General features: G+C 65.5%; 21 protein-coding genes. 10 read left to right on the top strand and 11 right to left on the bottom strand.

Going from position 1 to position 25197, the window contains the following annotated elements; all coding sequences use genetic code 11:
• Positions 1-49: 49 nt before the first annotated feature.
• Positions 50-841 carry an SDR family NAD(P)-dependent oxidoreductase gene (locus GEV01_RS12425; protein WP_008445839.1) on the top strand — a complete coding sequence of 264 codons (792 nt, stop codon included), beginning with the start codon at positions 50-52 and terminating at the stop codon, positions 839-841.
• Positions 842-901: 60 nt separating this feature from the next.
• Here the strand turns inward: GEV01_RS12425 and GEV01_RS12420 are convergent, their stop codons facing one another.
• Positions 902-2482: an isocitrate lyase gene (locus GEV01_RS12420; protein WP_152804688.1), complete on the bottom strand. Its 1581-nt coding sequence runs from the start codon at positions 2480-2482 to the stop codon at positions 902-904.
• A gap of 389 nt (positions 2483-2871) precedes the next feature.
• Between GEV01_RS12420 and GEV01_RS12415 the strand changes: the two genes are divergently transcribed.
• The 3 genes from GEV01_RS12415 (at position 2872) to GEV01_RS12405 (ending at position 8213) form a co-directional block, all read left to right on the top strand.
• The gene (locus GEV01_RS12415) at positions 2872-5574 is read left to right on the top strand and encodes a phosphocholine-specific phospholipase C (protein WP_152804686.1); all 2703 of its coding nucleotides are present in this window, start codon (positions 2872-2874) and stop codon (positions 5572-5574) included.
• Positions 5575-5674: 100 nt separating this feature from the next.
• Entirely contained in the window at positions 5675-6175 is a 501-nt protein-coding gene (locus tag GEV01_RS12410; protein ID WP_152804684.1) for a hypothetical protein, read from the top strand.
• Positions 6176-6317: 142 nt separating this feature from the next.
• A complete protein-coding gene (locus tag GEV01_RS12405) occupies positions 6318-8213 on the top strand; it encodes a methyl-accepting chemotaxis protein (protein ID WP_235914373.1) in 1896 nt (631 codons plus the stop codon).
• 4 nt (positions 8214-8217) lie between these two features.
• Here GEV01_RS12405 and GEV01_RS12400 read toward each other — a convergent pair whose 3' ends face one another.
• Together GEV01_RS12400 and GEV01_RS12395 are read right to left on the bottom strand one after the other, a co-directional pair.
• A complete protein-coding gene (locus GEV01_RS12400) occupies positions 8218-8550 on the bottom strand; it encodes a PilZ domain-containing protein (RefSeq protein ID WP_152804682.1) in 333 nt (110 codons plus the stop codon).
• Positions 8551-8635: 85 nt separating this feature from the next.
• Positions 8636-8890, bottom strand: a complete 255-nt coding sequence (locus GEV01_RS12395; RefSeq protein WP_328595502.1) for a hypothetical protein — start codon at positions 8888-8890, stop codon at positions 8636-8638.
• Positions 8891-8985: 95 nt separating this feature from the next.
• Between GEV01_RS12395 and GEV01_RS12390 the strand changes: the two genes are divergently transcribed.
• Positions 8986-10155, top strand: a complete 1170-nt coding sequence (locus GEV01_RS12390) for an MFS transporter (RefSeq protein WP_152804678.1) — start codon at positions 8986-8988, stop codon at positions 10153-10155.
• Between the two features lie 31 nt (positions 10156-10186).
• Positions 10187-10945 carry a GDSL-type esterase/lipase family protein gene (locus GEV01_RS12385; protein WP_152804676.1) on the top strand — a complete coding sequence of 253 codons (759 nt, stop codon included), beginning with the start codon at positions 10187-10189 and terminating at the stop codon, positions 10943-10945.
• On the opposite strand, the gene GEV01_RS12380 is transcribed toward GEV01_RS12385, so the two are convergent.
• Positions 10942-12162: an NADH:flavin oxidoreductase/NADH oxidase family protein gene (locus GEV01_RS12380; protein ID WP_152804674.1), complete on the bottom strand. Its 1221-nt coding sequence runs from the start codon at positions 12160-12162 to the stop codon at positions 10942-10944. The genes GEV01_RS12385 and GEV01_RS12380 overlap by 4 nt on opposite strands.
• 25 nt (positions 12163-12187) lie before the next feature.
• On the opposite strand from GEV01_RS12380, the gene GEV01_RS12375 reads away from it, so the two are divergent.
• The gene (locus tag GEV01_RS12375) at positions 12188-12649 is read left to right on the top strand and encodes a MerR family transcriptional regulator (RefSeq protein WP_235914341.1); all 462 of its coding nucleotides are present in this window, start codon (positions 12188-12190) and stop codon (positions 12647-12649) included.
• Between the two features lie 25 nt (positions 12650-12674).
• On the opposite strand, the gene GEV01_RS12370 is transcribed toward GEV01_RS12375, so the two are convergent.
• Positions 12675-13454, bottom strand: a complete 780-nt coding sequence (locus GEV01_RS12370) for an alpha/beta fold hydrolase (RefSeq protein WP_152804672.1) — start codon at positions 13452-13454, stop codon at positions 12675-12677.
• 141 nt (positions 13455-13595) lie between these two features.
• Between GEV01_RS12370 and GEV01_RS12365 the strand changes: the two genes are divergently transcribed.
• Entirely contained in the window at positions 13596-14438 is an 843-nt protein-coding gene (locus GEV01_RS12365) for an alpha/beta hydrolase (protein WP_152804670.1), read from the top strand.
• Here GEV01_RS12365 and GEV01_RS12360 read toward each other — a convergent pair.
• The 3 genes from GEV01_RS12360 to GEV01_RS12350 form a co-directional block, all read right to left on the bottom strand.
• Positions 14419-15798 (bottom strand): DUF3422 family protein, encoded by a 1380-nt coding sequence (locus tag GEV01_RS12360; protein ID WP_152804668.1) that lies wholly within the window; start codon positions 15796-15798, stop codon positions 14419-14421. The two genes, GEV01_RS12365 and GEV01_RS12360, sit on opposite strands and share 20 nt — an antisense overlap.
• A 179-nt stretch (positions 15799-15977) precedes the next feature.
• The gene (locus tag GEV01_RS12355) at positions 15978-17285 is read right to left on the bottom strand and encodes an ABC transporter substrate-binding protein (protein ID WP_152804666.1); all 1308 of its coding nucleotides are present in this window, start codon (positions 17283-17285) and stop codon (positions 15978-15980) included.
• On the bottom strand, positions 17269-19419 hold the full coding sequence (locus GEV01_RS12350; RefSeq protein WP_328595501.1) for a TonB-dependent receptor plug domain-containing protein: 2151 nt from the start codon (positions 19417-19419) through the stop codon (positions 17269-17271). Before GEV01_RS12350 ends, GEV01_RS12355 begins: the two co-directional genes overlap by 17 nt.
• Before the next feature lie 209 nt (positions 19420-19628).
• Here GEV01_RS12350 and GEV01_RS12345 point away from each other — a divergent pair, with 209 nt between their 5' ends.
• Both GEV01_RS12345 and GEV01_RS12340 read left to right on the top strand, forming a co-directional pair.
• Positions 19629-20204: a YfiR family protein gene (locus GEV01_RS12345; RefSeq protein WP_235914339.1), complete on the top strand. Its 576-nt coding sequence runs from the start codon at positions 19629-19631 to the stop codon at positions 20202-20204.
• A complete protein-coding gene (locus GEV01_RS12340; RefSeq protein WP_328595500.1) occupies positions 20201-22159 on the top strand; it encodes an ATP-binding protein in 1959 nt (652 codons plus the stop codon). Before GEV01_RS12345 ends, GEV01_RS12340 begins: the two co-directional genes overlap by 4 nt.
• Here the strand turns inward: GEV01_RS12340 and GEV01_RS12335 are convergent.
• From GEV01_RS12335 to GEV01_RS12325, 3 genes are read right to left on the bottom strand one after another with little or no spacing between them, the layout of a single operon-like run.
• Positions 22149-23153, bottom strand: coding sequence for a 2-hydroxyacid dehydrogenase (locus GEV01_RS12335; protein ID WP_152804664.1), 1005 nt, complete (start codon positions 23151-23153; stop codon positions 22149-22151). The two genes, GEV01_RS12340 and GEV01_RS12335, sit on opposite strands and share 11 nt — an antisense overlap.
• Positions 23153-23692, bottom strand: a complete 540-nt coding sequence (locus GEV01_RS12330) for a DinB family protein (RefSeq protein WP_152804662.1) — start codon at positions 23690-23692, stop codon at positions 23153-23155. Before GEV01_RS12330 ends, GEV01_RS12335 begins: the two co-directional genes overlap by 1 nt.
• Positions 23689-25173 carry a hypothetical protein gene (locus GEV01_RS12325; RefSeq protein WP_152804660.1) on the bottom strand — a complete coding sequence of 495 codons (1485 nt, stop codon included), beginning with the start codon at positions 25171-25173 and terminating at the stop codon, positions 23689-23691. Before GEV01_RS12325 ends, GEV01_RS12330 begins: the two co-directional genes overlap by 4 nt.
• Positions 25174-25197 lie beyond the last annotated feature (24 nt).

Raw genomic sequence — 25197 nt, 5'->3', positions numbered from 1 at the left:
GTAGCCGATACGACGAGCACCAACTTGAGCCTACCCTAAGGAGATCGATATGGACTTGCAACTCAGTGGCAAATTAGCTTTGGTAAGTGGCAGCACGGCCGGCATCGGCTACGCGATAGCGCATACGCTGGCCCAGGAGGGCGCGAGCGTTATCGTCAATGGCAGGACGCAGGCCGGGGTTGATGAGGCGGTGGATCGCATCCGCTCGGAGACGCATGGCACCGTCCACGGCTATGTCGCGGACCTCAGCCGTCCCGAGGCGGCGACGGAGGTGGTTCGGCTTCATCCAGGCATCAACATCCTGGTCAACAACCTTGGCATCTTCGAACCCAAGGCTTTCGAAGATATTCCCGACGAAGATTGGATGCGCTTCTTTGACGTCAATGTGCTGAGCGGCGTGCGTCTTGCGCGTCTGGTGCTGCCGGAGATGAAGCGGGCCAACTGGGGACGAATCATCTTCATCTCCAGCGAAAGCGCGGTGCAGATCCCAACCGAGATGATCCACTACGGCATGACCAAGACCGCGCAGCTCGCGGTATCGCGCGGACTGGCGGAATCGGTCGCTGGGACCGGCATCACGGTCAACAGCGTACTGCCCGGCCCGACGAAATCGCGTGGTGTGGGCGACTTCGTCGCAGACATGGCGCGAGCTAGCGACAAGAGTTTCGAGCAGGTCGAGGCGGAGTTCTTCGATCACGTGCGGCCGACTTCCTTGATCAAGCGCTTCGGCACGCCGCAGGAGGTGGCTTCGCTGGTGGCCTACGTGGCAAGCCCGCTCGCGTCGGCGACTACCGGCGCTGCGCTGCGTGTGGACGGTGGCGTTATCAAGAGCGCGTTCTGACGGTGGGACACGGTCGAAAAAAAAGCTCGCCGAGGCGAGCTTTTTTTCTGAGACTAAATCTTAGAACTGGTTCATCGTGTTGTCTTTACCAGCGGCCTTCAGTGCCGCTTCGCCGCTGAAGTAATCCTTGTGGTCGTCGCCGATGTCCGAGCCGGACATGTTCTGGTGCTTGACGCAGGCGATGCCTTGACGGATTTCCTTGCGCTGCACGCCTGCCACATAACCCAGCATGCCTTGGTCGCCGAAGTATTCCTTGGCCAGGTTGTCGGTCGACAGCGCGGCGGTGTGGTAGGTCGGCAGCGTGATCAGGTGGTGGAAGATGCCGGCTTCGCGGGCTGCGTCAGCCTGGAAGGTGCGGATCTTCTCGTCGGCGGCGATCGCCAGTTCGGTCGTGTCGTATTCAACGCTCATCAGCTGGGTGCGCTCGTAGGCCGATACGTCCTTGCCTTCTGCCTTCATCGCGTCGTACACCTGCTGGCGGAAGTTCAGCGTCCAGTTGAACGATGGGCTGTTGTTGTACACCAGCTTGGCGTTCGGGATCACTTTGCGGATTTCGCTGACCATGCCGCCGATCTGGGCGATATGCGGTTTTTCGGTTTCGATCCACAGCAGGTCGGCGCCGTTCTGCAGCGAGGTGATGCTGTCGAGTACGCAGCGCGCTTCGCCGGTGCCGGCGCGGAACTGGAACAGGTTGCTTGGCAGGCGCTTAGGACGCAGCAGCTTGCCTTCGCGTTTGATGATGACGTCGCCATTGCCCAGCGCGTCGGCCGACACTTCTTCGCAATCGAGGAAGGAGTTGTATTGGTCGCCCAGGTCGCCCGGTTCGTTGGTGACGGCGATCTGCTTGGTCAGGCCGGCGCCCAGCGAGTCGGTGCGGGCAACGATGATGCCGTCGTCCACGCCCAGTTCCAGGAAGGCGTAGCGGATGGCGCGGATCTTGGCGAGGAAGTCTTCGTGCGGCACGGTGACTTTGCCATCCTGGTGGCCGCATTGCTTCTCGTCCGACACCTGGTTCTCAACCTGGATGCAGCAGGCGCCTGCTTCGATGAACTGCTTGGCCAGCAGGTAGGTCGCTTCGGCGTTGCCGAAACCGGCGTCGATGTCGGCGATGATAGGCACGACGTGGGTGACGTGGTTGTCGATCTGCGACTGGATGGCGGCTTTGGCCGGGCCTTCTGCGGCGTCCAGCTGGCGGAACAGGCCGCCCAGTTCGCGGGCGTCGGCCTGGCGCAGGAAGGTGTACAGCTCTTTGATCAGCGCCGAGACGGCGGTTTTCTCGTGCATCGACTGGTCAGGCAGCGGGCCGAACTCGGAGCGCAGCGCGGCAACCATCCAGCCCGACAGGTAGAGGTAGCGGCGGTCGGTGCTGTTGAAGTGCTTCTTAATCGAGATCATCTTCTGTTGACCGATGAAACCGTGCCAGCAGCCCAGCGACTGGGTGTACTTGGATGGATCGGCGTCGTAGGCGGCCATGTCGGCGCGCATGATCTTGGCGGTGTACTTGGCGATGTCCAGACCGGTCTTGAACTTGTTCTGGGCGCGCATGCGGGCGGCGGACTCAGGATTGATGGCGTTCCAGGCGCTGCCTTGTTGCTCTTTCAAACCAGCAACTGCCTTGATGTCGTCTTGATATTGGGACATGTGTATCTCCTAAAGAATAAAGCAAGTTTGAGAAAATCTTGAGTGCGCCGCTACGTCTTGTCGAAGCAAACTGCATGACTAAATAGTAGGCCATTCTGGTGCACTGCATCAAGGTCTTATATAAGACATATAACTTAAATTTAGTCTTTGTATTTCAATGGTTTAGATGTTGAATTCCACTATGTAAAACGAATTTTCAAAAAGTGAGGTAGATCGGGCAGTCGGTTATTGTGCAGAATTTCGCGATGTGAAACGATTTTTCAGTTCTTGAGGCGGGAAGGGGATATCGACGAATTTCGCAGGATCGTGATGTTTTATCCGTGAGCTGCAACAACGTTGTCATACTTACTCGTTATGATCTTTGATTCCGCACATCAGAGAGACCAGCGATGACCATCACCCGCCGCAAATTCCTCCGCTACGCCGCCGGTGCCGGCGTCACCGCCAGCTCGATGTTCCCGGACCTGATCCGGCAAGCGCTGGCGGTGCCCGCGAATAACGCCACCGGCACCCTGGCGGACGTCGAGCACGTGGTCATCTTCATGCAGGAGAACCGTTCCTTCGACCATTACTTCGGCACGCTGGCCGGCGTGCGCGGTTTCGACGATCCGCGCGCGATCGACCTGCCCGATGGCCATCCGGTCTGGTATCAGCCGGACGGCAGCGGCGGCTACGTGCTACCGTTCCACTTCGACGCCAAGAACACCAGCGCGCTGTCGGTCGGCACCAACCACTCGTGGAAGGGCTCGCAAACCACGTGGCAGGGCTGGGACGCGTGGGTCAAGCAGAAGACGCCGCAGACCATGGGCTATTTCGACCGTGGCGACCTGCCGTTCTACTACGCGTTGGCGGATGCGTTCACGATTTGCGACGCTTATCACTGCTCGGTGTTCGGCGCCACCGATCCGAACCGGCTGTACTCGCTCACCGGCAGCAACCAGGGCTGGATGGGCGCCATGGGCAGTCTGTACAACATCAACGCGGCCGGCTACTACAACGGCGATCCCGCGCTGGACAACATTTCCGCCAGCGTCACCGCAGGCGCGCCCAACTGGCGCACCTATGCCGAGGTGCTGGAGGCGAACCAGGTCAGCTGGAAGGTCTACCAGGAATGGGACAACTACGGCGACAACTACCTGGCCTACTTCAAGAACTTCCGCGTCAACGCCGACGGCAGCCGTCTGAGCAGCGACGCGCCCTTGTATCGCAAGGGCCGCGTGCTGGCGCCCGGTTCTAACGCGGGCAACGCCAGCGGCACCAAGGGCGACTGGCTGGTCGAATCCTTCGCCGACGATGTGCGCAACAACCGCTTGCCGCAGGTGTCGTGGATCAGTTCGCCGAACGATTACACCGAGCATGCGCCGAACTCGCCCAACGCCGGCGAGCACATCACCGCGCGCCTGCTGGCCGCGCTGGTGGCCAATCCCGAGGTCTGGTCCAAGACCGTGTTCCTGTTGATGTACGATGAAAACGACGGTTTCTTCGACCACGTGCCGTCGGACCTGGCGCCGCTCAACGCTGGCATGGGCAAGACCACGCTGGCCGATATCGGCACGCACGAAACGTATCAGGGCGTGCCGGTGGGCCTGGGGCCGCGCGTGCCGATGCTGGTGATCTCGCCGTGGAGCAAAGGCGGGCGCGTGTGCTCGCAGCTGTTCGACCACACGTCCAAGCTGCGCTTCCTGGAAGAGTGGCTGGTGGTGCGCGGCAAGGCTCGCGCCAGCGTCCAGTGCGATCTGATCTCGCCGTGGCGCCGCGCCGTGTGCGGCGACCTGACGTCGGCCTTCGACTTCAGCACGCCCAACAGTGTGTGGCCGGACAGCGTGCCGAAGACGGCGGCCTACCAGCTGGTCTCCGGCAAGCCGTACCCGATGCCGCCGACCGTGCAGGCCATGCCGAGGCAGGAGCCCGGCACCAGCGTGCCGGGTCCGCGTGTCGCCTGCGCCTTGCCGTATGAACTGTCGGTGCAGGGCAAGCTGGCCGGCGCCGGGCAGTTCGCGCTGAGCTTCGCCAACAGCGGCCAGGTGGGCGCGGCCTTCATCGTCTACTCCAGCCTGCGGGCCGATGGGCCGTGGTACTACACGGTCGAGGCGGGCAAGGAAATCGACAACGAGGTGTGGAACTGGACCGGCAGCGCCTACGACCTCAGCGTGCACGGCGCCAATGGTTTCCTGCGCCAGTACAAGGGCGCGTTCGCCGCGGCCACGGCCGGCGGTGCGCGGCCGGAAGTGCAGGTGCGCTACGAGCGCGGCAGCGGCAACATCAGCCTGGTGCTGTCGAACCTGGACGGCCAGCAGGCCTGCGGCTTCACCGTTAGCGACAATGCCTACGGCGCCGGCACCGCCACGTATCGCGTGGCGGCAGGCCAGACCTTGTCGGTGCCGTTTAATCTGGCGGGCAGCTACGGCTGGTACGACCTCAGCGTCACCAGCGACGCCGATGCGCAGTGGCTGCGCCGCGTGGCCGGCCATGTGGAAACGGGATTGCCGAGCCGTCCCGATCCGATGATAGGCACCAACCGCGTCAAGATTTTTCTGGGCACCAGCACGCCCAACGTCACGCGCGGCGGTGCGGCGGTGTTCAACTATGCTGCGCCTCCCGGCAAGCTCAATGCGCAAAACTGGATAGGCCTGTTCGCGGCCGGCAGCTCGCCGGGCAAGGGCAGTGCGGTGCAGTGGGCTTACGCGCCGAATGCGCGCGGCAGCGCGTCCTTCAGCACCGGCGCCATGGCGGTGGGCGACTACACGGCCTGGTATCTGTACCAGAACGCCTACGTGACGCTGGGCGGGCCGGTGGCGTTCAGCGTGACGCAACTGGCCGCGTCGGCCGCCAGCGTCAAGCAGGGGACGGCGATCGCCTTCAGCTATGCGCTGCCTGCGTCCAAGGTCAACAGCACCAACTGGATCGGCATCTGGAAAGCCGGTGCCGCACCGGCCAGCGGCGGCTACATCATCTGGCAATACGTTACCGCCGCCAACGGCAGCGCCAGCTTCGACACCAGCAAACTGGCGCCAGGAAATTACAGCGCCTGGTGCCTGTACAACGACGGCTACGGCGTGCTGGCCGGTCCGGCTGCGTTCACCGTCACCTGAACGCTGCGGCAATCTCACCAATTATCACAAAGACAAATTTTCCTTGACGGGGCTGGATGCCCCGTGACACATTGCGCCTCCGTTTATTGAAGGAGTGTGTGTGTCGAAGCAATCTGGTTTTCTGATTTTGGTGCTGGCCGCAGCGCTCACGGCTTGCGCGTCCGCGCCGACGGCGGCGCAGCTGGCGATGCAGCGCCAGTCGATCGACGAGTTCGTCAAGACGGCCTTTCCCGTGAAGCCGCCCGATGCGCCAGCTTCCGCGGGCGGCTACCTGGCGCATTTCACCGATGCCGACAGCACGCAGTTGTACTGGCCCAGGCAGCAGTTGACGGATTACTGCGCGGCCCATGGCGGCGTCATACGCGTGGACAGGTATTTCATCGGCAATGCGGTCGCCCCCCGGCAGGAGGAACGCACGCCGGAGCGCAGCAAGCTGGAATATCCGTACCTCCTCGCGGCGGGCGAAGGCGCGCTGGGCATCATGCGCTGCAAACACAGCCGCAGCAACAAGACCTTGTGGGGCGTGGAAATCCAACCGGGAACTTTTGCCATGGAAGCCACTGGTGGCAAGCTGCAGATGAACATCGTGCTGCCCGATTAGTTTCAACCACACCTCGCGTTGAAGTGATTGACCCCGTCAATTTGCAGGTAGACAATCTCCCTTTGCACCAAGTAACCGGACCATCCCTTATTCATCTCAATTCCGTGAGCAGCAAGACATAGCGTTTCTTCGAGGAGACATGATGTTTGCAAATATGAAGGTGGCGACCCGTCTGGGTCTGGGTTTCGGCGCAGTAGTGGTCTTGTTGCTGCTGCTGTCGGGGGTGAGCATCATGCGCCTTGCTGCGATGAACGACGCGATCAACCGCATCACCGAAGACAGATATCCCAAGGTGGTGCTGGCGAAGGACAACATCCGCTACACCATCGATAGCGGCCGCCAGTTGCGCAGCATGATGCTGGCATCGAGCGAGGACGAGCGGGAGAAATTCCGCCGGCTGGCCGAGGCCGACCGCGCCAAGATCGCCGAGGCGATGGAAAAGATCGACAAGCTGCTCAGCAGCGAGAAAGGGCGCCAGCTGTTCAAGGATGTCGCCGGCAAAGCGGAGATGATGACCGGGAAATACGATCAGCTGTACGCGCTGGCCAAGAGCGACCAGAAGAAAGCGATCGAGTTCCTGAAAGGGGATTTCGCCGAATCCAATAACGTCTATGCCGGCACGCTGGACACCTTCGCCAAGTTCCAGAGCGACCTGATGGACAAGGAAGCCCAGCAGGCCGAAGACACTTATCTGGAGACCCGCAAGGTGGTGGTCACGCTGGCGATCGCGGCGGTGCTGGCGGCGATCGTGATTGCGTGGCTGATCACGCGCGACCTGGTCAAGCGCCTGGGCGGCGAGCCGACCTATGCCGCCGAGCTGATGGAGCGCATCGCCAAGGGCGACCTCAGCGGCGAGATCCGCCTCAAGCCCGACGACCGCAGCAGCATGCTGTTTGCGATCAGCGAGATGATCGTCAAGCTGCGCAAGGTGGTCGACGGGCAGCGCGCGCTGGTGTCGGCCGCCAACCGCGGCAATTTCGACGCGCGCGTCGACCTGACCGGCATGGCCGGCTTCCAGCAGGAGATGGGCGAGAGCCTGAACCAGCTGGCCATCACCACCGGCACCAGCATTGCCGACGTGGTGCGCGTGATGGGCGCGATGTCGGAAGGCGACCTGACCAAGACCATCGACAAACCCTACGAGGGCGCGTTCGGCGAGTTGAAGGAATACGCCAACAACACGGTCGCCAAGCTGGCCCAGGTGGTCAGCGAAGTCAACAACAGCGCCGAGGCGCTGGCCGCCGCCTCCGAGGAAGTCAGCGCGACGGCGCAGGCGCTGGCGCAGGCCGCCAGCGAGCAGGCCTCCAACGTGGAAGAGACGTCCGCCTCGGTCGAGGAGATGACGGCCTCGGTGGCGCAGAACACCGACAACGCCAAGGTGACGGACGCCATGGCCAGTCGCGCCGCCGTCGAGGCCAGCGAGGGCGGCGATGCGGTGCGCTCGACGGTGGCGGCCATGAAGCAGATCGCCGCCAAGGTGTTGATCATCGACGATATCGCTTACCAGACCAACTTGCTGGCGCTGAACGCGGCCATCGAGGCGGCGCGTGCCGGCGAGCACGGCAAGGGCTTTGCCGTCGTCGCGGCGGAAGTGCGCAAGCTGGCCGAGCGCAGCCAGGTGGCGGCGCAGGAAATCGGCCAGGTCGCCAGCGGCAGCGTCGACCTGGCCGAGCGGGCCGGGCAGATGCTGGGCGCGATGGTGCCCAACATCAAAAAGACTTCGGACCTGGTGCAGGAAATCACGGCCGCATCGGAAGAGCAATCGACCGGGCTGGTGCAGATCAATTCCGCGATCAGCCAGCTAAGCCAGACCACGCAGCAGAACGCGTCCGGTTCCGAGGAGCTGGCGGCGACGGCGGAGCAGATGAGCACCCAGGCCGAAGAGCTGCAGCAGACCATGGGCTTCTTCGCGTTGAACGGTTCGACGCCAAGGCACAGCGGGCAGCGCCAGCCGGGTGTCGTGCTGCGCAGCCGTCTGGCACCGGTGCGCTCGATCAGCGTCGAAGCGCCCGACGAGTCCCAGTTCGTGCGCTACTGAGGCATCAAGCCGGCGACTGCAGCAACCGGTCGATGACGGCCACGCTGCCGTCGTCGATGCGCAGGAATTGCACGCCGGTCTTGTAGCCGAGTTCGGCGTCGGGATCGCTGTAGACCACCTGGCCCATGGCCAGCACCTTGTGGCTGGAGTCGCCCAGTTGCACCTGGAACGAGACGGCGCAGTACTGGGCCAGCCGGATCTGGCTGCCCGTTTGCAGACTGACGCCGCCATGCGACAAGTCCAGCGTGCGGGCGGTGTGGCGGGTTTCGTCGATCATCGTCAGCGTGGCCGCATGACGGGTCGCGTGGCGGTGGGAGACTCTGGCTTTCTGATTCATCGCTGGTATCCCAATAGTAGCGTTGGGAAAAGAATATCAGCTGAGCGCCGCCCACGGCAAGGGCTGAGGCCGCAAGTGTGGCGGCCTATGTACGTCCTGTCGGGCTCGCCTTGATCGAAGCGACAATGTTGGCCGCCTCCGCTTCCGCCGCCGCGCAGGCGGAGGCGGCGTCGACGAAGCGCTGCGTCACCGCCACCCGGCGCTTCTGGCGAATCTTGATGCGGTGCATGGGCGTGGTGGACGGCGCAAACACCGCCACGTAGGCGCCCCATAGCGCGCAGCCTTCCAGCGGCGCCGCCGAAAATTCGATTTCGTAATCGTCGATATACTTGGTCGGCACGGCTGCCTCCTCGATGGCTGGCTCTACGCCGCCAATGTACGCGCTCCGGCCCGGCAATGGCGCGCTGTATCGGGGAATCCATTACAATCCCTGCAATGAATGATACCAAGAATGTCCGCCGCCGTTCACTAATCGCTGCTTGCAGCGCCCATGCCATCCACGATGGATTGACCGATGTGATCTATGTGCTGCTGCCGATCTGGCAGGCGCAGTTCGCCATCAGCCTGGCGATGGTGGGGCTGCTGCGCGGCGCCTACTCGGGCATGATGGCGGGATTCCAGCTGCTGGCCAGCCGCATGGCCAGGCGCTGGGGGCGCGAGCGCACGCTGATCGGCGGCACCGCGCTGGCGGGCATCGCCTACCTGATCGCCGGCATGGCCGGCGGCCTGACGGTGTTGCTGCTGGCGCTGCTGCTCGGCGGCCTGGGCGCCAGCACCCAGCATCCGCTGGCGTCGTCCATCGTCACCGATACGCATGAGGCGGGCGGCGGCGTCAAGGAAGCGCTGGCGCAATACAACTTTGCCGGCGACATCGGCAAGACGCTGGTGCCGGGCGCGGTCGGCCTGTTGCTGGTGGTGGTGAGCTGGCAGGCCAGCGTGGTGCTGATCGGCTGCCTGGGGCTGGCCGCGGCGGCGCTGCTGTGGTGGCTGCTGCCGGCGTCCAGCGGTGCCGCGCACGATGCCGCGCCATCCGCCAAGGCCAGCGCGGGCAAGGGCTCGGTCGGCGGCCTGCGCGCACTCAATGTCACGGGCATGCTCGACAGCGCGGTGCGCATGGGCTTTCTCACCTTCCTGCCTTTCCTGTTGCAGAGCAAGGGCGCCGGCACGGCCGGCATCGGCGTGGCGCTGTCGCTGCTGTTTGTCGGCGGCGCTTTCGGCAAGCTGTTCTGCGGCTACCTGGGCGCGCGCATCGGCATGATGAAGACGGTGTGGATCACGGAGTCGGCCACGGCGCTGCTGATACTGTTGTCGGTGTGGCTGCCGCTGACGGCGATGATGGCCATGCTGCCGCTGCTGGGGCTGGCCCTGAACGGCACGTCGTCGGTGTTGTACGGCACGGTGCCCGAGCTGGCCGCTCCGGGCAAGCGCGAGCAGGCTTTTGCCCAGTTCTATACCGGCACGGTCGGCGGCGGCGCGCTGGCGCCGGTGCTGTTCGGCCGCCTGGGCGATGTGGCCGGCGTGCCGGCCGCGTTGATGGCGCTGGCGGCCTTGCTGCTGTTGACCTTGCCGTTGTCGTACCGTGTGCAAACATCGTTGGCCGATTGAACCACAGCATTCCACTCAGGAGACCCTCGTCATGAATCGTATCCGTTGCTCTGTTGCCGCATGCCTGGCGGTCCTGCAGCTTGCCTGCTGCGCCGCGCCGGACACCCGCCCGGCTGAGGCGAACCTGTCGGTGACGCCGGCGACGCTGAACGAACCCTGGGCCGTCAACTGGTGGCTGCCGCGCCATGAGAAGAAGCTGGCGGAAGTGCGGGCGGCCGGCAAATCGGCCGAAGTCGTCTTCATCGGCGATTCGATCACGCATGGCTGGGAAGAGGGCGGGGCGCCGGTGTGGGAACGCTATTACAAGCCCATGCGCGGCCTGGCGCTGGGCTTCAGCGGCGACCGCACCGAGAACGTGCTGTGGCGCTTGCTGCACGGCGAGGTGGACGGCATCGCGCCCAAGGTCGCGGTGCTGATGATCGGCACCAACAACACCGGCCATCGCGAGGAAGATCCGAAGACCACCGCCGCCGGCATCCGGCGCGATATCGATGAACTGCGCCAACGCCTGCCGGCCACGAAGATATTGCTGCTGGCGATATTCCCGCGCGGCGAAACGGCGGACGACCCGCTGCGCCGTATCAACGAGCAGGTCAACGGCATCATCGCCGGCTTTGCCGACAACCGGCAGGTCTACTTCCTCAACCTCAACCAGGAATTCCTGGCGGCCGATGGCCGGCTGTCGAAGGACATCATGCCCGATCTGCTGCATCCGAACCAGAAGGGTTATGAAATCTGGGCGCGGGCCATGGCGCCCGAACTGAAGCGGCTGATGGCCGCTCCGCGCTAGCGCTGCAGCCAGGCCCGATAGCGCCTGGTCAGGTAGAACATGCGCAGCTGGCCCATCAGCATGGTCAGCAGCGGCGAGTAGCTGCCCGAGCGTTGCACGCCGCTGCCCAATGCGCGCAGGCGGCGCTTGACCAGCGCCATCGCAGCGACCGACGCCATGGTCTTGTCCTTCCATGTCACGGCGGGCGGCAGCGCTTCCGGAGAGCGCCCCGCGCGCCATTCCTGCGGCAGGTTGGGCACCTCGGCCAATGCGGTGGCGATGCCCGCCACGGCGATGCCGCTGGCCAGCACCTGTTCCGCCACCGGCTTGCGGGCGATGCCGCCGGTGGTCATGACGGGCATGCGGGCGACCGCCGCCAGTTCCTTGGCGAATTCCAGGAAGTAGGCTTCACGCGCCAGCGTGCGGCCGTCGGCGGTGCGGCCCTGCATGGCCGGGCTTTCGTAGCTGCCGCCGGACAGTTCGATCATATCCACCGGCAGCTCGTTGAGCAGCAGCACCACCTGCTTCGCATCGTCCTCGGAGAAGCCGCCGCGCTGGAAGTCCGCCGAATTCAGTTTGACCGCCACGCTGAAGCCGGGCGACACCCGAGCCCGCACCGCGCGCACCACCTCCAGCAGCAGGCGGGCGCGGTTGGCCAGGCTGCCGCCCCAGCCGTCGCGGCGGCGGTTGGTCAGCGGCGACAGGAATTGCGAGATCAGATAGCCGTGGGCGGCGTGGATCTGCACGCCGTTGAAGCCGGCCTGTTCGGCCGCGTGGGCGGTGGCGGCGAAGCGGCCTATGACTTCCTCGATCTGCATGGCGGTCATCTCGACGGGCTGCGCAAACAGCTTGCTGTGCTTGCCCATGTCCAGCGCCACCGCCGACGGCGCCCAGGCGTTGCCGCCCATATTGGCCATCACCTGGCGGCCGGGGTGGTTGATCTGCATCCACACCTGCGCGCCTTGGCTGCGCGCCGCCTGCGACCAGGTGCGGAACGAGTCCAGCGGCGTGCCCGCTTCCAGCACCACGCCGCCCGGCCCTGTCATCGCGCGGCCGTCGATCATGACGTTGCCGGTGATGATCAGGCCGACGCCGCCGTCAGCCCAGCTTTCGTATAAACGGTTTAGCGCGGGGCCGGGCAACTGGCCGGCGTCGGCCATGTTTTCTTCCATCGCGGCCTTGGCCAGGCGGTTGGGGAGGGTGCTGCCGTTCGGCAGCGTCAGTGCGGTGAACATCATGTCGATTCCGGATTCGGTGAAGGAGATGAGGTATCCTAAGGTTGAAGTTCACTTCAAGGTCAAGCGAAAAATGAAAATAGGCGAATTGGCGCAGCGCTCGGGCGTTGCGGCCTCGGCGATCCGGTATTACGAGCGGGCGGGCTTGCTGCCGAAGGCGGTGCGGGGGGCGAATGGCTACCGCGTCTATGCGGACGCGGCGCTGGAGCGGCTGCACCTGATCCAGATCGGCCAGAACCTCGGCTTCACGCTGGAGGCGATCCGGGCGGTGTCGATGCTGGAGGGGCCGGCTTTCCAGGACGGGCTGCTGCACAAGCTCGATGCCCGCCTGGGCGAGATCGAGCAGATGGTGCAGACGCTGGGCGCCCAGCGCGCCTCCCTGCTGGAGACGCGCGAGAAGCTGACGCAGTCCTGGGCGAACAATCAGTGCCTGAGCAATGCCGAGTTCGCTGCGGAGGCGGTGCATGGATTCCCGCCTGCGCGGGAATGACGGTGCGTGCGCCGGTGGTGGCGCGCTAGTTGGCGGTGACTTCGGCGTCGGCCAGGAAGTTGACGATGGCCGGGTTGACCACGGCGCCGTGGGTGATCGGTCCCATGTGGCCGCCGCGCGTTTGCAGCGCGGTGGCGTCGGGCAGGGCGGCGGCCAGCGCCTCGGCCAGCAGGCGCGTCGAGGCCGGGCTGCTGGCGCCGGACATCACCATGGCCGGCATGGTCAGCGCCGACAGATCGTCCAGCGTGGCCGCTTCGCCCAGCAGCGCCTGGAAGTCCAGCCGCACCTTGGCGATCATGCCCGTCATCTTGTCTTGCGTCGCCGGCGGCGCGGCGTCGAAGGCGCCGGCGCGGTTCCAGTAGTCGATGAAGATGCGGGTGGCGTCGCGGTCCTCGTTTGCCGCGCAGGCGTTGATGCGGGCCACCACGTCGACGATCTCGGCGCGCGCCGGATGTTGCGCCGGCAGCAGGTGGAAGGCCACCGGCTCGAACAGCGTCAGCGACAGTACGCGGCCGGGCATGCGGCGCGCCATGTGCAGCGCCGAGGCGCCGCCGAAGGAATGGCCGATCAGGTGGAAGGCTTCGCCCGGTTCCAGGCGCGAGGCGATGGCGGCGTTGACCGCGTCGACTTCGTGCGCCAGCGTGTGGACGTAGCCGTCGCCGACATCGGCCGGGAAGGGCGAGGCGCCGTAGCCGAGCAGGTCGACGGCGATGCAGCGGAAATTGTCTTCGAGTTGCGACACCAGGTCGGCCCACTGGGCCTTGGAACTCATGGAACTATGCAGCAGTACAACGGCAGGTTTCATTATCAGCACGACACGAAAAAACGGAGCGCATATTATACCGGCACTTGTGAAACCGGCAGCGCGCCACGATCTGTGGCCTATATCACGCACGGCGTCATTTTTTCGTTCCGTGGATGTGGAGGACGGGAGTAAAGTAGAGGTATGAATAATTCTAAAAAAGTCGCGGGCTTGGCAGGCATAGTCAGCGTGCTGTGGATGGGGCTGACGGCCGCGGTGGCAGCCAACCAGAAGCGATTACTGTTCAATCCACTGGGTAGCAAGCGCGAGGTGCTCAAGCCTTACAGCAGCGGCCATCGCACGCGGCCCATCGTGGTGCGCTCCAACGATGGCACGCGGCTTTCCGGTTGGCTGATGACGCCGCCCATCGCAGGGCCGCATCCCGGCGTGATTTATTTCGGCGGCCGCTCGGAGGAAGTGTCCTGGGTGGCGCGCGACGCCGGCAAGCTGTTTCCCGGCATGGCGGTGCTGGCGGTGAACTATCGCGGCTACGGAGATTCGCAGGGCGATCCGGCCGAGGAACATTTCGTCGACGACGGCCGCATGCTGTTTGACTGGCTCAGCGAACGCCATCATGTCGACCCGAAGCGCATCGCGGTGGTCGGCCGCAGCCTGGGTTCAGGCGTGGCGGTGCAGGTGGCGATGGAGCGCGACGCCAATTCCATCGTGCTGATCACGCCTTACGATTCCATCCTCGCCATCGCCAAGCGCAAGTTCAAGGCGATCCCGGTAGAGTATGTGCTGCGGCATAAATTCGAATCGGTCAAATACGCGCACCAGCTGAAGGCGCCGACCTATGTGCTGCGCGCCGCCTTCGACGACGTGGTGCCGCATTCGCACACCGATCTGCTGGTCGAGAAGCTGGGGCTGCTGCATGCGGACGAAATCGTGCCCGATTCCGATCACATGAACATCCCCTACCTGGATAGCACGCAGCAGCGCATCGCCAGTTTCCTGGCGCACCGCTTCAGCCAGCCGCAATCCTGACGGGCTTGTCGGCCAGCTGGTGGTGCAGGCGGCGCAAGCCCAGCCACACGACGCCGATCACCAGCGGCACCGCGATGCCGGTCAGGATGTCGGGATTGACCGGCAGGTTGCTGGCCTTCATGGCCTTGCCCGCGTAACCGATCAGGCCCAGCGCGTAGTAGGAAATCGCCACCGCCGATAGCCCCTCCACCGCTTGTTGCAGGCGCAGCTGCTGCGCCGCGCGCGCATCCAGCGATTGCAGGATCTTGCGGTTCTGCCGTTCCTGCTCGATGCCGACGCGGGTGCGCAGCAAGTCGTTGCTGCGGGCGATACGCTTGGCCAAGCCCTCCTGCCGCTGCGCCACCGAGGTGCAGGTGTGCATGGCCGGCGCCAGGCGGCGGCCCATGAACTCGGCCAGCGTCGGCATGCCGGCGATGCGCACTTCGCGCAACTCCTGGATGCGCGCTTGCACCAGGCTGAAGTAGGCTTGCGAGGCGGCGAAGCGGTAGCTGTTGCTGACCGATAGTTTTTCCAGCCGCGCCGCCAGGCTGGTGATACGGTGCAGCAGCGCCTGCTCCTCGCGGGCTTCGGTGGAGATGCCGTCCGGCTGGTCGGCTTGCACCAGCATGGCGGTCAGGTCGGCCAGTTCGTTCTCGATGCCGTTCAACATAGGCTGCGTGGCTTCGGCTTGCGGCAGGCCGAGCAGGGCCATCATGCGGTAGGTTTCGATTTCCAGCATGCGGCCGACCAGGCGGCCGGCCTGGAATTCGCGCAGGCTCAGGTCGCGCACGACGAAGCGGCTGAAGCCGTCCGGCTGTATCAGGAAATCGGTCCACACCTCGGCGCCGCTGCCGACGCTGCTGCCGACCAGCGATTTGCCCTGGAACAGTTCGCGGATCGCGTCCACCGCGCCGGCGTCGTCCGGCTCGCCCTTGCACAGCAGCACATGGGCGGCGACGATGATCTTGCCGTGCAGGCTGGCCAGCCATTCCTGCGGTACGTGTTGCAGCGGCATGCGTTCGAAGGCTGCGCCGCAGGCGGCGTCCGCTTCGCTGCGTTCGACGAAGGTGTAGGTGGCGAACTCGGTATGGCATTCCCACTTCAGGCGGAAGCGGCCGAAGTCGTGGAAGAAGTAGCGCGCCTGCGGATGCGGCACGGCCACGCCGTAGTGCATGCACAGTTGTTCGAGCACCTGGTGCTGGGTGCTGCGGTGGAGTTTCTGGGAAGGCTGGTCCTGCTGCACGTAGAGCGCGAAATGGGTCAGGCTTTCCGGCGCTTGCAGTTGCAGGAAGGGGCGTGAGTGGATTTCCGCCGACAGCGGCACCCGCATCGGATGGTTCAACTTGGCGAAATCGGCATTGGCGCGGTAAGCGAGAGACATGACCTTCCCCGGGAAAAGTACTGCGATCGGAACTGCAAAAACGCGGATTGTTGCGGTGCAGTATAGCCAGCCTGCCGCCCCCGCACAACCGCGCATTCCGCATGACTGGTATGCGGAACGCTGATGTTACCGGGGAAAGCGGGTGTGAGCGATCACTTTTTGAACGGCGGCGATGCCGTTCAACGGGGCAGGGCGATGATCAGCTGCTGGCTGGCGTCCCAGCTGCGGGCCGCCGTGTCGAGGCGGAACACGGTGAACGGCACCTGGCCGACGATGTCGCCGACGCCGTCCCAGTCGATGTCGGCGTAGGCGCCGGCGTAGTCGACCTCCTTGCCGGCCTTGACCAGCGCCAGCGCCGCGCCGATGTTTTCCGGCCTCACCTTGTCGCCCGGCGCGTTCATCACGAAGCGCAGGCTGTCGCGCACCATCAGGCCGGTGGGGCTCTTGCTGTTGTTGACCAGGCCGGCGCGCTCGATCGCCAGCGCCATCACCATCGCGATGTCGTAGGTGGGGGCGGTGAAGTCCTGCGGTTCGCTGCCGTACTGGGCGATGTAGCCGGTGCGGAAGCTCTGGTAGGAGCTGTTGCCGTAGGCGCCGATGGTGGCGGCCGCGCCGCGCGCGCCGCCCGCCAGCCGCGAGGGATCGGCAAGGTTGTCGAGGAAGGTCTGGTTGCCGGCGGCGGTGCCGGGCAGCAGCCACATGGCGCCGTTCTGCAGCGGCAGCGATTCGTTCAGCACATTGGCCGAGATGTCGGCCGCCAGGATGCCGTTCAGGATCACGTCCGGCTTGGCGTCGTAGACTTTTTGCAGATAGCCCGCGAAGCCGTTCTTCAGGCCGAAGGGGATGGTGACGGTGGCCACCACTTGCCCGCCCAGCTTCTGGAAGGCCGGCGAGAACAGCTGGGCCAGGCCCGCGCCGAAGGCGTCGCCTTCGTTGATCAGCACCACGGCGCGGCGCTTGCCGGCATCGAAGGCGACGTTGGCCAGCACCGGCGTGGCGTCGACATCGGAAACGCCGATGCGGAAGATCAGATCGCCGTCGGCCACCGTGCTCAGCGCCGGCGACGAGCTCGATTCGGTCAGGATGGGCACGCCCTTGGCCAGCGCCTGCGGCAGCAGGTTCAGCACGCGGGTCGAGGTGGAGACGTTGAGCGCGATGACGCCCGCGTCGAGCAGTTGCTGGCCCATGTCCTGGGCCTCGGCGTTGTCGCGGGCGACCAGGGCGATGGCGTTGAGGCGCTTGCCCAGCACGCCGCCGGCGTCGTTGATCTGTTTGGCCGCCAGCAGGAAGGCGTCGCGGGTCGAGGTGCGCCAGCCGACCGAGGCGATGTTGATGGCGTTGGGATCGATCATGGCCTTGATCGGATTGGCGGGCAGCGGCGTGGTGGCGTCGCCCGTGCCGCCGCCACCGCCGCCGCCGCAGGAAGTCAGCAGCGCCAGCGCAGCGGCCGTGGCTGCGGCCAGCAGGCGCCTAGTAGCGGTATTCATATTGCACTCCATAGCGGCGGCCCAGCGACGGGTAATCGATGCCGCCGACGCCGGGATCGACGTAGCGGCTGTTCCACAGGTCGCGCACCTGCACGCGGATGCCGGCGCGGGCGCTGAGGCTCCAGCGCGCGCCCAGCGTGGTGTCGACGTAGCGCGACAGCTGGTAAGCCTGGTTGGCCAGCAGCACGTTGGCGGTGGCGGCCGGACGCGCGCCGACGTAGCGGTTGTCCACGCTGAGCAGCAGTTTCTGCCCCATCAGGCTGGCGCTGGCGCCGGCGTTGGCGCTGTTGGTGGGGAACAGCTCGCCGTCGCTGCGCTGGGCCAGCGGCGTCAGCGTGTAGCGGTTGAGGCTGCGGCTGCCGTTGGCGCGGCTCAGGTTGGCGTAGGCGTTGAACCAGTCGCGCTGGTAGCGCAGTTCCAGCTCCACGCCGTTGACTTTGCTGTCGCTGGTGTTGCGCGCCACCAGGTTGAAGAAAGCCTGTTCCAGCGTGACCAGTTCGCTGACCTTGGTGTGGTAGATGGTCAGCGCGCCGTTCCAGTGCGGCGCGGGCGGCGTGCTCAGTTGCAGTTCGATGGTGCGCGATTTTTGCGGCGCCAGGTCGGGATTGCCCTTGATGTCGCCCGGCTGCACGGCGGTGCGGTACAGCAGCTCGGCCGACGGCGCCTGGAAGGCGGTGCCGCTGAGGACTTTCAAACCCCAGTCGCCGGGCAGGCTGCCGACCACGCCGGCGCGCAGCGATTCCTGCGTGCCGTAGACCGAGTGCCGGTCCTGGCGGCCGCCGAGGATGGCCTGCCATTTGCCGACCAGCGGGAATTGCCACTGCGCGTAGAAGCCGGTGTTGCGCAGCGTTTTTTCGCCCGGCTGGCTGAGCTGGAAATCGCTGCCGTCGGCGATGCTGCGGCGGCGGAACGATTCCAGCGTCTCGCGGTCGCGCAGCACGTCGGCGCCCAGCAGCAGGCTGGTCTGCGGCCCCATCTGCCACAGCCATTCGACGCTGCCGTCGATGGCCTTGTAGCCGAAGTCGCGCAGCAGATAGTAGTCGGCGGCGCCGGTGCGCACGCGGTCGGCGGCGCCCGGTTCGCCCTGGCCGTAGTTGAGGCTGGCGCGCAGCGTGTGGGCGTCGTTGAAGCGGTGGCTGGCGCCCAGGTGCAGATAGCCTTGCTCCAGCTCGACGTGGCTGGGCGGGCGCAGCAGCGGATTGAGGCTGGCGAACACATTGTCGCTGTCCTGCCGCTGCCAGAACACGCTCGCTTGCAGCTCGTCGCTGGCGCCGCGCCAGCCGCCGCGCAGGTAAAGGCTGCGCGGGTCGGCGTCGTCGACCGGGGCCGGGCTGAGGGCGGCATAGCGCTTGTAGTCGGGCGAGATGCGCGGCAATGCGAGGCCGCTGCGGTCGGCCCTGGCCGCCTGCACGCCCCAGGCCAGCCAGTACGGCGACGATGGATCGGCCTGGCCGGTTGCGCCGAACTGGGCGCTGCCGCTGGCCGACAGCAGGTTGACGCTGCGGCCGCCGCCCGACCATTCGTGGCTCAGGGCCAGGCGCTGTTCGGTGCCGTCGTGCCGGGTGATGACGTTGACCGCGCCCAGCAAGGCGTCGGCGCCGTACAGCACCGACACCGGCCCGCGCACGATCTCGATGCGCTCGACCATGTTGAGCGGGATGAACTCCAGCCCGATCAACTGCTGCTGCGTGCTGCGGAAGGCGATGGGCTGGCCGTCCAGCAGGATCTTGATGGCGCGGCTGGCCGACTGCGCGCCGGCGTTGATGCCGCGCACGCCGAAGTTGTGATTGAGGCGGTCGTCGCTCTCGACAAAGCCGGCCACGTGGGACAGCGCCTCGGCCAGGCTCTGGTAGCCGTAGCGGGCGATGTCGTCGGCCGTCACCAGCGTCACCACGGCGGGCGTGGCGTACAGCGGGGTGGCGGTCTTGGTGGCGGTGAGCACCTTGACGTTGCGCAGCTGGTCGAGGCTGAGGTCGAACAGGCTGTCGTCGTCGGCCGTGGTGGTGGCACGGGCCGATGCCAGCGGCAGCTGCGGCAGCAAGAGCAGCAGCAACGCCGCTTGCATACAGGTGTGGCGCAGCCGCGCCGTGCCGGCGTGGGCGGAGGTATTGAAATGCGGTGTGTGTACGCCCACGAGTATGCTCCCATGCTGCGCGATTTAACAAAGTATTCACCAATTCCGACACGATCACAAGCTGCAAGTTGATCGCCTGCACAGGGCGTTGTGTTTCAAGAACAAGTCTTTACCGCCATGCGAAAAAAGCGGGCGGTCTGGGCGATTCGGATAAAATCAGTACGCGCTGGAACCGTGGAAACATGCGGCTGCGCTATCGGGGAGCGTGCATGAAGAAACGACTGGGCGCTGTAAGGAGGGGGATGCTGGCCTTGGCGGCCACCTGCGCGCTGGCGGTCCTGGCCGGTGCAGGCATCTCCGTGCGCGCCGAGCAGGCCATCCCGGAGCAGCAGGTCAAGGCCGCCTACATCCTGAACTTTACCCGCTATGCCAACTGGCCGGCGCCGGCGCTGATCGAACCGCATGCGCCGCTGGTGGTGTGCATGGTGGGCCCCGGCGCGGCCGATATGGCCCGCCAGCTGCAGCACCGCGCGGCGGGCAGCCATCCGCTGGAGCTGCGCATCGTCAGCCGCGTCGAAGAGACCGAGCCATGCCACGCGGTCTACCTGGCGCTGCCCGAACGCAGCCGCCAGAGCGCGTGGCTGACGCGCATGCGCGAGCAAGCCATTCTCACCATCGGCGACTCCGCCAACTTCCTGGCCGACGGCGGCATGATCAACATGATGCTGGTCGACGGCAGCATCCGTTTCGAAGTCAATCTGACGGCGGCCAAGCATTCCGGGGTCAGCCTCAATCCGCGCATGCTGGCGCTGGCTGAACGCGTGGTCGGCGGGGATTCCAAGTGAGCGGCTTGCCCAAGCGCTGGCACGACCTGGCCTTGCAGCGCAAGCTGCTGATCGTCTCGCTGCTGACGGCATTGACGGCGATGCTGGTGGCCCTGATGGTGCTGATCACCTACGACTTCAGCGTGGTGCGGGTACGGCTGGTGCAGGACCTGGCCAGCCGCATGGACCTGGTGTCGCTGAACCTGGACGTCGACATGAACTTCGGCGACCGCCGCGCCGCCACGCGCACGCTGTCTGCGCTGCGCGGCACGCCCGACATCCATAGCGCCTGCCTGTTCGACGTGCGGCAGCAGGTGTTCGCCAGCTATGCGCGCAGCGGCGAGGTGCGCTGCGTATGGCCGGAGGGGATGGCGCCGTCGGGCCACCGCTTCCACGGCGACCGCCTGTCGATGGTGGCGCCGGTGCGCTTCCAGCACGAGGTGCTCGGCTATCTGCAAGTGGAGTATGCCTTGCAGCCGCTGGCCGAACGCCTCAGCAAATACGGGCTGGTGCTGGCGGTGGTGCTGATGACGCTCCTGATCTGCGGCCTGCTGCAAGCGGTCGGCCTGCGGCGGCTGGTGACGCAGCCGCTGCTGGCCTTGTCCCGGGTGGCGGACCAGGTCACGCGCGAGGAGCGCTACGATCTGCGGGCGCCGCACTTCTCCAACGACGAAGTGGGCAAGCTGTCGTCGGCCTTCAACACCATGCTGGCCACCGTCGCCGCGCGCGATGCGGCGCTGCGCGTGAGCCAGTCGCTGCTGACCAATATCGCCGACAAGTCCTCGGCCGTCATCTACGTCAAGGATCTGGAGGGGCGCTACCTGATGGTCAACGAGCGCCTGCGGCAGGTGCTGCCGCCAGGTTCGCCCGATCCGATCGGGCACTGCGACGCCGACATCTTCGACGAGGAGACCGTGAAGGTGATACGCGAGGGCGACCGCCGCGCGCTGCTGTCCGAGCATTCGTACATCTACGAGGAGGGCGTGCCGGATGCGCTGGGCATGGTGCGCACCTATATCTCGGAAAAATTCTGCCTGCGCGACGAGCATGGCAAGGTGTGGGCGATGGGCGGCATCTCGACCGATATCACCGACCGCAAGAAGAGCGAGGTCGAACTGATACAGTACCGCGACAAGCTGGAGGAACTGGTGCAGCTGCGCACCGGCCAGATGGTTGAAGTGAACAAGGACCTGGCCGAATCGCTGGAGACGCTGCGGCGCGCGCAGGATGAACTGGTGCGCAGCGAGAAGCTGGCGGCGCTGGGATCGCTGGTGGCCGGCGTGGCGCATGAACTCAATACGCCGATCGGCAACAGCCTGCTGGCGGTCAGCACGCTGATCGACCAGACCCGCGAATTCACCCGCCTGACCGCCGACGGCATGAAGCGTTCGACCTTGCAGGCCTTTGTCGACGATGTGGCCAGCGGCGGCGAGATCGTGCTGCGCAACCTGCACCGCGCGGTGGACCTGGTGGCCAGCTTCAAGCAGGTGGCGGTCGACCGCACCACCTCGCAGTGCCGCGAGTTCCTGCTGTGCGACCTGGCCAACGAGATCCTGCTGTTGCTGCTGCCGACGTTTAAAAAGTCCGGCATCACGGTGCGCCAGGACATCCCGTCGACGATCATGATGAAGAGTTATCCGGGCCCGTTTGGGCAGGTGCTGATCAACCTGGTCAACAACGGCCTGACGCACGCCTTCGAAGGCCGCAGCGAAGGGGAGATCCTGATCTCGGCCATTGCCGTCGATGCCGAGTGGGTGCAGGTGATTATCCGCGACAACGGCTCGGGCATCGCGCCGGAGAACATGGGCCGCATCTACGATCCCTTCTTTACCACCAAGCTGGGTAAGGGCGGATCGGGACTGGGGCTGAACATCGTCTACAACATCGTCTACGGTGTTTTGCGCGGCAAGATCGATGTCGAAAGCGAGTTAGGTATCGGCACCCGCTTCGTACTGACGCTGCCGCTTACGAGCTGACGGGCAGCAGGTTGGCGCACGGCGTGCCGTGCATGTGGCAGGCCAGGTTGGCGAAGGTGACGGCGGCGATCTCGCGCATCGCCTCGATCGTGAAGAAGCCCTGGTGGCCCGTCACCAGCACGTTGGGGAAGGTCATCAGGCGCTGGAACACGTCGTCGGCGATGATGTCGCTGGAATGGTCGTGGAAGAACAGGCTGGCCTCCTGCTCGTAGACGTCGATCGCCAACGCCCCCAGTTGGCGCGACTTGAGCGCCTCGATCACGGCGGCGGTGTCGATCAGCGCGCCGCGCGAGGTGTTGAGCAGCATGGCGCCGGGCTTCATGCGCGCCAGGCTGGCGGCGTTGATCATGTGGCGCGTCGCCTCCATCAGCGGGCAATGCAGGGAGACGATGTCCGACGCCGCCAGCAGCTCGTCCAGGCCGACCCGCGTGGCCAGGCCGTCCAGCTGCGGCGATGGCGCCGGATCGCTGACCAGCACCGTGCAACCCAGTCCCTTGAAGATGCGCGCCGCCGCCGTGCCGATCTGGCCGGCGCCGACGATGCCGACGGTTTTGCCGTGCAGCGTCATGCCCAGCAAGCCGTCCAGCGCGAAGTTGCCTTCGCGGACGCGCGCATAGGCGCGGTGGGTGTGGCGGTTCAGTGTCATCGCCAGCGCCAGCGCGTGTTCGGCCACCGCTTCCGGCGCGTAGGCCGGCACGCGCGCCATGAACAGGCCGAGGCGCTGGCCGGCTTGCAGGTCGACGTTGTTGAAGCCCGCGCAGCGCAGCAGCACGGCGCGCACGCCCAATGCGTACAAGGCTTGCAGCACGGCGGCGTCCAGCTGGTCGTTGACGAAGACGCAGACGGCGGCGCAGCCTTGCGCCAGCGGTACGGTGTCCAGCGTCAGCGGGTCGGAGAAGTAGGCCGCTTCGACAGCGTCCGCGCCGTGCTGAAGGCGCGCTTCGTCGAGGAAGCGGCGGTCGTAGGGCTGGGCGCTGTAGACGGCGATCTTCATTACGCTTCGATCTCCGGCACCATCACCAGCAGGTCGGTGACGCCGATGTCGACGCCGGCCTGCGACAGCAGCGTGCTGGCCTGGCCGCGATGGTGGGTCTGGTGGTTGAAGAAGTGCAGCACCACGCTGCCGAAGTGCTTGCGATACGGGTCGCCCTTCATGCTGTGGTACTCGAAGGTATGCGCCAGGTCGGCGGCGCCGACCTGCGGCGCCCATTGCGTGATGATGGCGTCCAGCCGCTGGCGGTGGGCCAGCAGCGACGGCAGGTCGTCGCCGAAGCTTTGCGTCAGGCCGGACGGCATCGGCAGCTCCAGCAGCGGCGCCAGCGCGCTGAACCCGGCCGGATGGGTGGCGAAGCGGCGCAGCCAGATGCTGTCTGCGGCCAGCAGGTGGTTCAGCGTGCCGAGGATGGAGCCGAAGAAGGCCTTGCGGTCGGCAACCAGTTCGGCATGCGGCAATTGCGCGGCGGCGGCGTACAGCTTCTGGTTCATCGAGGCGTTGTAGGCCGCCATCAGGACGATGGATTCTGGTGTGCTCATTGCGGTATATCGCCTGGTTCAGGTTTCAGGAAGATCTGCTGGTTGACGGCGTCCAGCGTCCTGCGGCGTTGATCTTCGTCGGGTTTTTTTCTCGGCGCCAGCGTGTCGAGCAGGTCGCGGATGTGCTTCGCGCTGGACGGGATGGTGGTGTCTTCGACCAGCTTGTCCATCAGGTACTTGAGGGTGCGCGTCGAATGGCTGGCCGACTGTTCGAGCGTGGCCTTGGCCAGCGCGCCCTCATCGTAGGCCAATGCGGCGCTGCTGCTGGCGCTGTCGTCGATCAGCACGAAGTTGTAGTTCTGCGAGGCGGGATCTTCTGTCAGATCCAGTTTGGCGCCTGGCCGGCTAGGTTCGTGATAGCTGGCCTTGAGCTGCGATTGCTGCTGCTGCGAGATGGCGCGGTCGAGCTGTGTGCGGCCTTGCACGCTGGTGCTTTGCGAGGTCCGGTAGTCGAAGGTGTCGTTCTCGTTGGTGCGCAGCGGGTTGGGCGATTTTTCGGCTTGCGTGACCGAGGCGCTGAAGTCGGCCAGGCCGGTGAGGATGGCGTGGTCCTGGTCGGTCAGCTTGATCTGCTGCCACGGTGCGGGCGGCTGCTGGCCGTAGTCGCCGTGCATTTCGGTGAAGGCGTCCTTGAACAGGCCGGCCAGTTCGGCGTCGCCGTGGCCGCGCGCGGTGGCCTGGTCGAACTGGCGCAGGTAGTTGGTCAGCGCCTTGGCTTGCTGCTCCTTGCTGCCCCAGCTTGTGGGCTGGCTCAGGTCGACGGCGATCTTCGCTTCGCCGGCCGGGCCGCTGAAATGCACCGAGCGCTGTTTGGCGTCGGCGTGGAAGTCCAGCTTCTGCGTGTCGGTTTCGTTCAGCTTGAGCTCCGAGTGCAGGTCCACCGACGACAGCACGCTGGCGTCGAATTTGGTCAGGCCGGAGAGGTCGACTTTCGGCGGCACGGCGGCGAGGCCGTCGATAGCTTTTTGGAAGGCGGTCGACAGTCCTGCCAGCGCTTCGCGTTCGTCGTCAGTAAGCTTGCCGCTGCTTTTCACCTGCACGCCGATGCCTTCCTCGGAGCTGTCCAGCGCGAGCGTGACCGTGGTGCCGCTTTTGGTCGTGATGGTGAGGCCGGTCTGGTTGTCGCCCAGGTGATGGAACGGCGCCAGCTGCGAGTACAGCAGCGTGTCGTAGGTGGTGGTCTCCGTATCCTCCGGCGCCTGCTGCAGCGATTGCGAGAAGTCCGAGCCGTCGGTCTTGAAGCGTTCCAGCAGGGCCGCGCCCAGATCCTTGAAGCGGTTGGCGGAGGGCAGGTAGTTGTAGTTGCGGGCGACCAGTGCGGACACGGCGTCCTTGCCGCTGCGTTCCCACACCAGCTGCGTGCGCGATGCGCCGTCCACTCGCGTGCCGACGGCGCCGAGCTTCACCACCGAGGATGGCGAGGTGGCCGGCGCGCTGTCGATGACGCCACTGTTGACGGGTGAGATGCCGGCTGTCTCCATTGTTGCGGAGGGAGACGCTGCCGG

This window comes from Rugamonas rivuli, from assembly GCF_009380165.1.
In the GTDB taxonomy this organism is placed as follows: Bacteria; Pseudomonadota; Gammaproteobacteria; order Burkholderiales; family Burkholderiaceae_D; genus Rugamonas; species Rugamonas rivuli.
Note: the sequence above shows the minus strand (reverse complement) of the source record. Positions and strands in the feature narration are given on the sequence as shown.

Bases quoted from the DNA above. Each gene is read 5' to 3' on its own strand.
- GEV01_RS12425 (WP_008445839.1), top strand. From the start codon at position 50: ATGGACTTGCAACTCAGTGGCAAATTAGCTTTGGTAAGTGGCAGCACG.
- GEV01_RS12420 (WP_152804688.1), bottom strand. From the start codon at position 2,482: ATGTCCCAATATCAAGACGACATCAAGGCAGTTGCTGGTTTGAAAGAG.
- GEV01_RS12415 (WP_152804686.1), top strand. From the start codon at position 2,872: ATGACCATCACCCGCCGCAAATTCCTCCGCTACGCCGCCGGTGCCGGC.
- GEV01_RS12405 (WP_235914373.1), top strand. From the start codon at position 6,318: ATGTTTGCAAATATGAAGGTGGCGACCCGTCTGGGTCTGGGTTTCGGC.
- GEV01_RS12400 (WP_152804682.1), bottom strand. From the start codon at position 8,550: ATGAATCAGAAAGCCAGAGTCTCCCACCGCCACGCGACCCGTCATGCG.
- GEV01_RS12390 (WP_152804678.1), top strand. From the start codon at position 8,986: ATGAATGATACCAAGAATGTCCGCCGCCGTTCACTAATCGCTGCTTGC.
- GEV01_RS12385 (WP_152804676.1), top strand. From the start codon at position 10,187: ATGAATCGTATCCGTTGCTCTGTTGCCGCATGCCTGGCGGTCCTGCAG.
- GEV01_RS12380 (WP_152804674.1), bottom strand. From the start codon at position 12,162: ATGATGTTCACCGCACTGACGCTGCCGAACGGCAGCACCCTCCCCAAC.
- GEV01_RS12375 (WP_235914341.1), top strand. From the start codon at position 12,188: ATGAGGTATCCTAAGGTTGAAGTTCACTTCAAGGTCAAGCGAAAAATG.
- GEV01_RS12370 (WP_152804672.1), bottom strand. From the start codon at position 13,454: ATGAAACCTGCCGTTGTACTGCTGCATAGTTCCATGAGTTCCAAGGCC.
- GEV01_RS12365 (WP_152804670.1), top strand. From the start codon at position 13,596: ATGAATAATTCTAAAAAAGTCGCGGGCTTGGCAGGCATAGTCAGCGTG.
- GEV01_RS12360 (WP_152804668.1), bottom strand. From the start codon at position 15,798: ATGTCTCTCGCTTACCGCGCCAATGCCGATTTCGCCAAGTTGAACCAT.
- GEV01_RS12355 (WP_152804666.1), bottom strand. From the start codon at position 17,285: ATGAATACCGCTACTAGGCGCCTGCTGGCCGCAGCCACGGCCGCTGCG.
- GEV01_RS12345 (WP_235914339.1), top strand. From the start codon at position 19,629: ATGAAGAAACGACTGGGCGCTGTAAGGAGGGGGATGCTGGCCTTGGCG.
- GEV01_RS12335 (WP_152804664.1), bottom strand. From the start codon at position 23,153: ATGAAGATCGCCGTCTACAGCGCCCAGCCCTACGACCGCCGCTTCCTC.
- GEV01_RS12330 (WP_152804662.1), bottom strand. From the start codon at position 23,692: ATGAGCACACCAGAATCCATCGTCCTGATGGCGGCCTACAACGCCTCG.
- GEV01_RS12325 (WP_152804660.1), bottom strand. From the start codon at position 25,173: ATGGAGACAGCCGGCATCTCACCCGTCAACAGTGGCGTCATCGACAGC.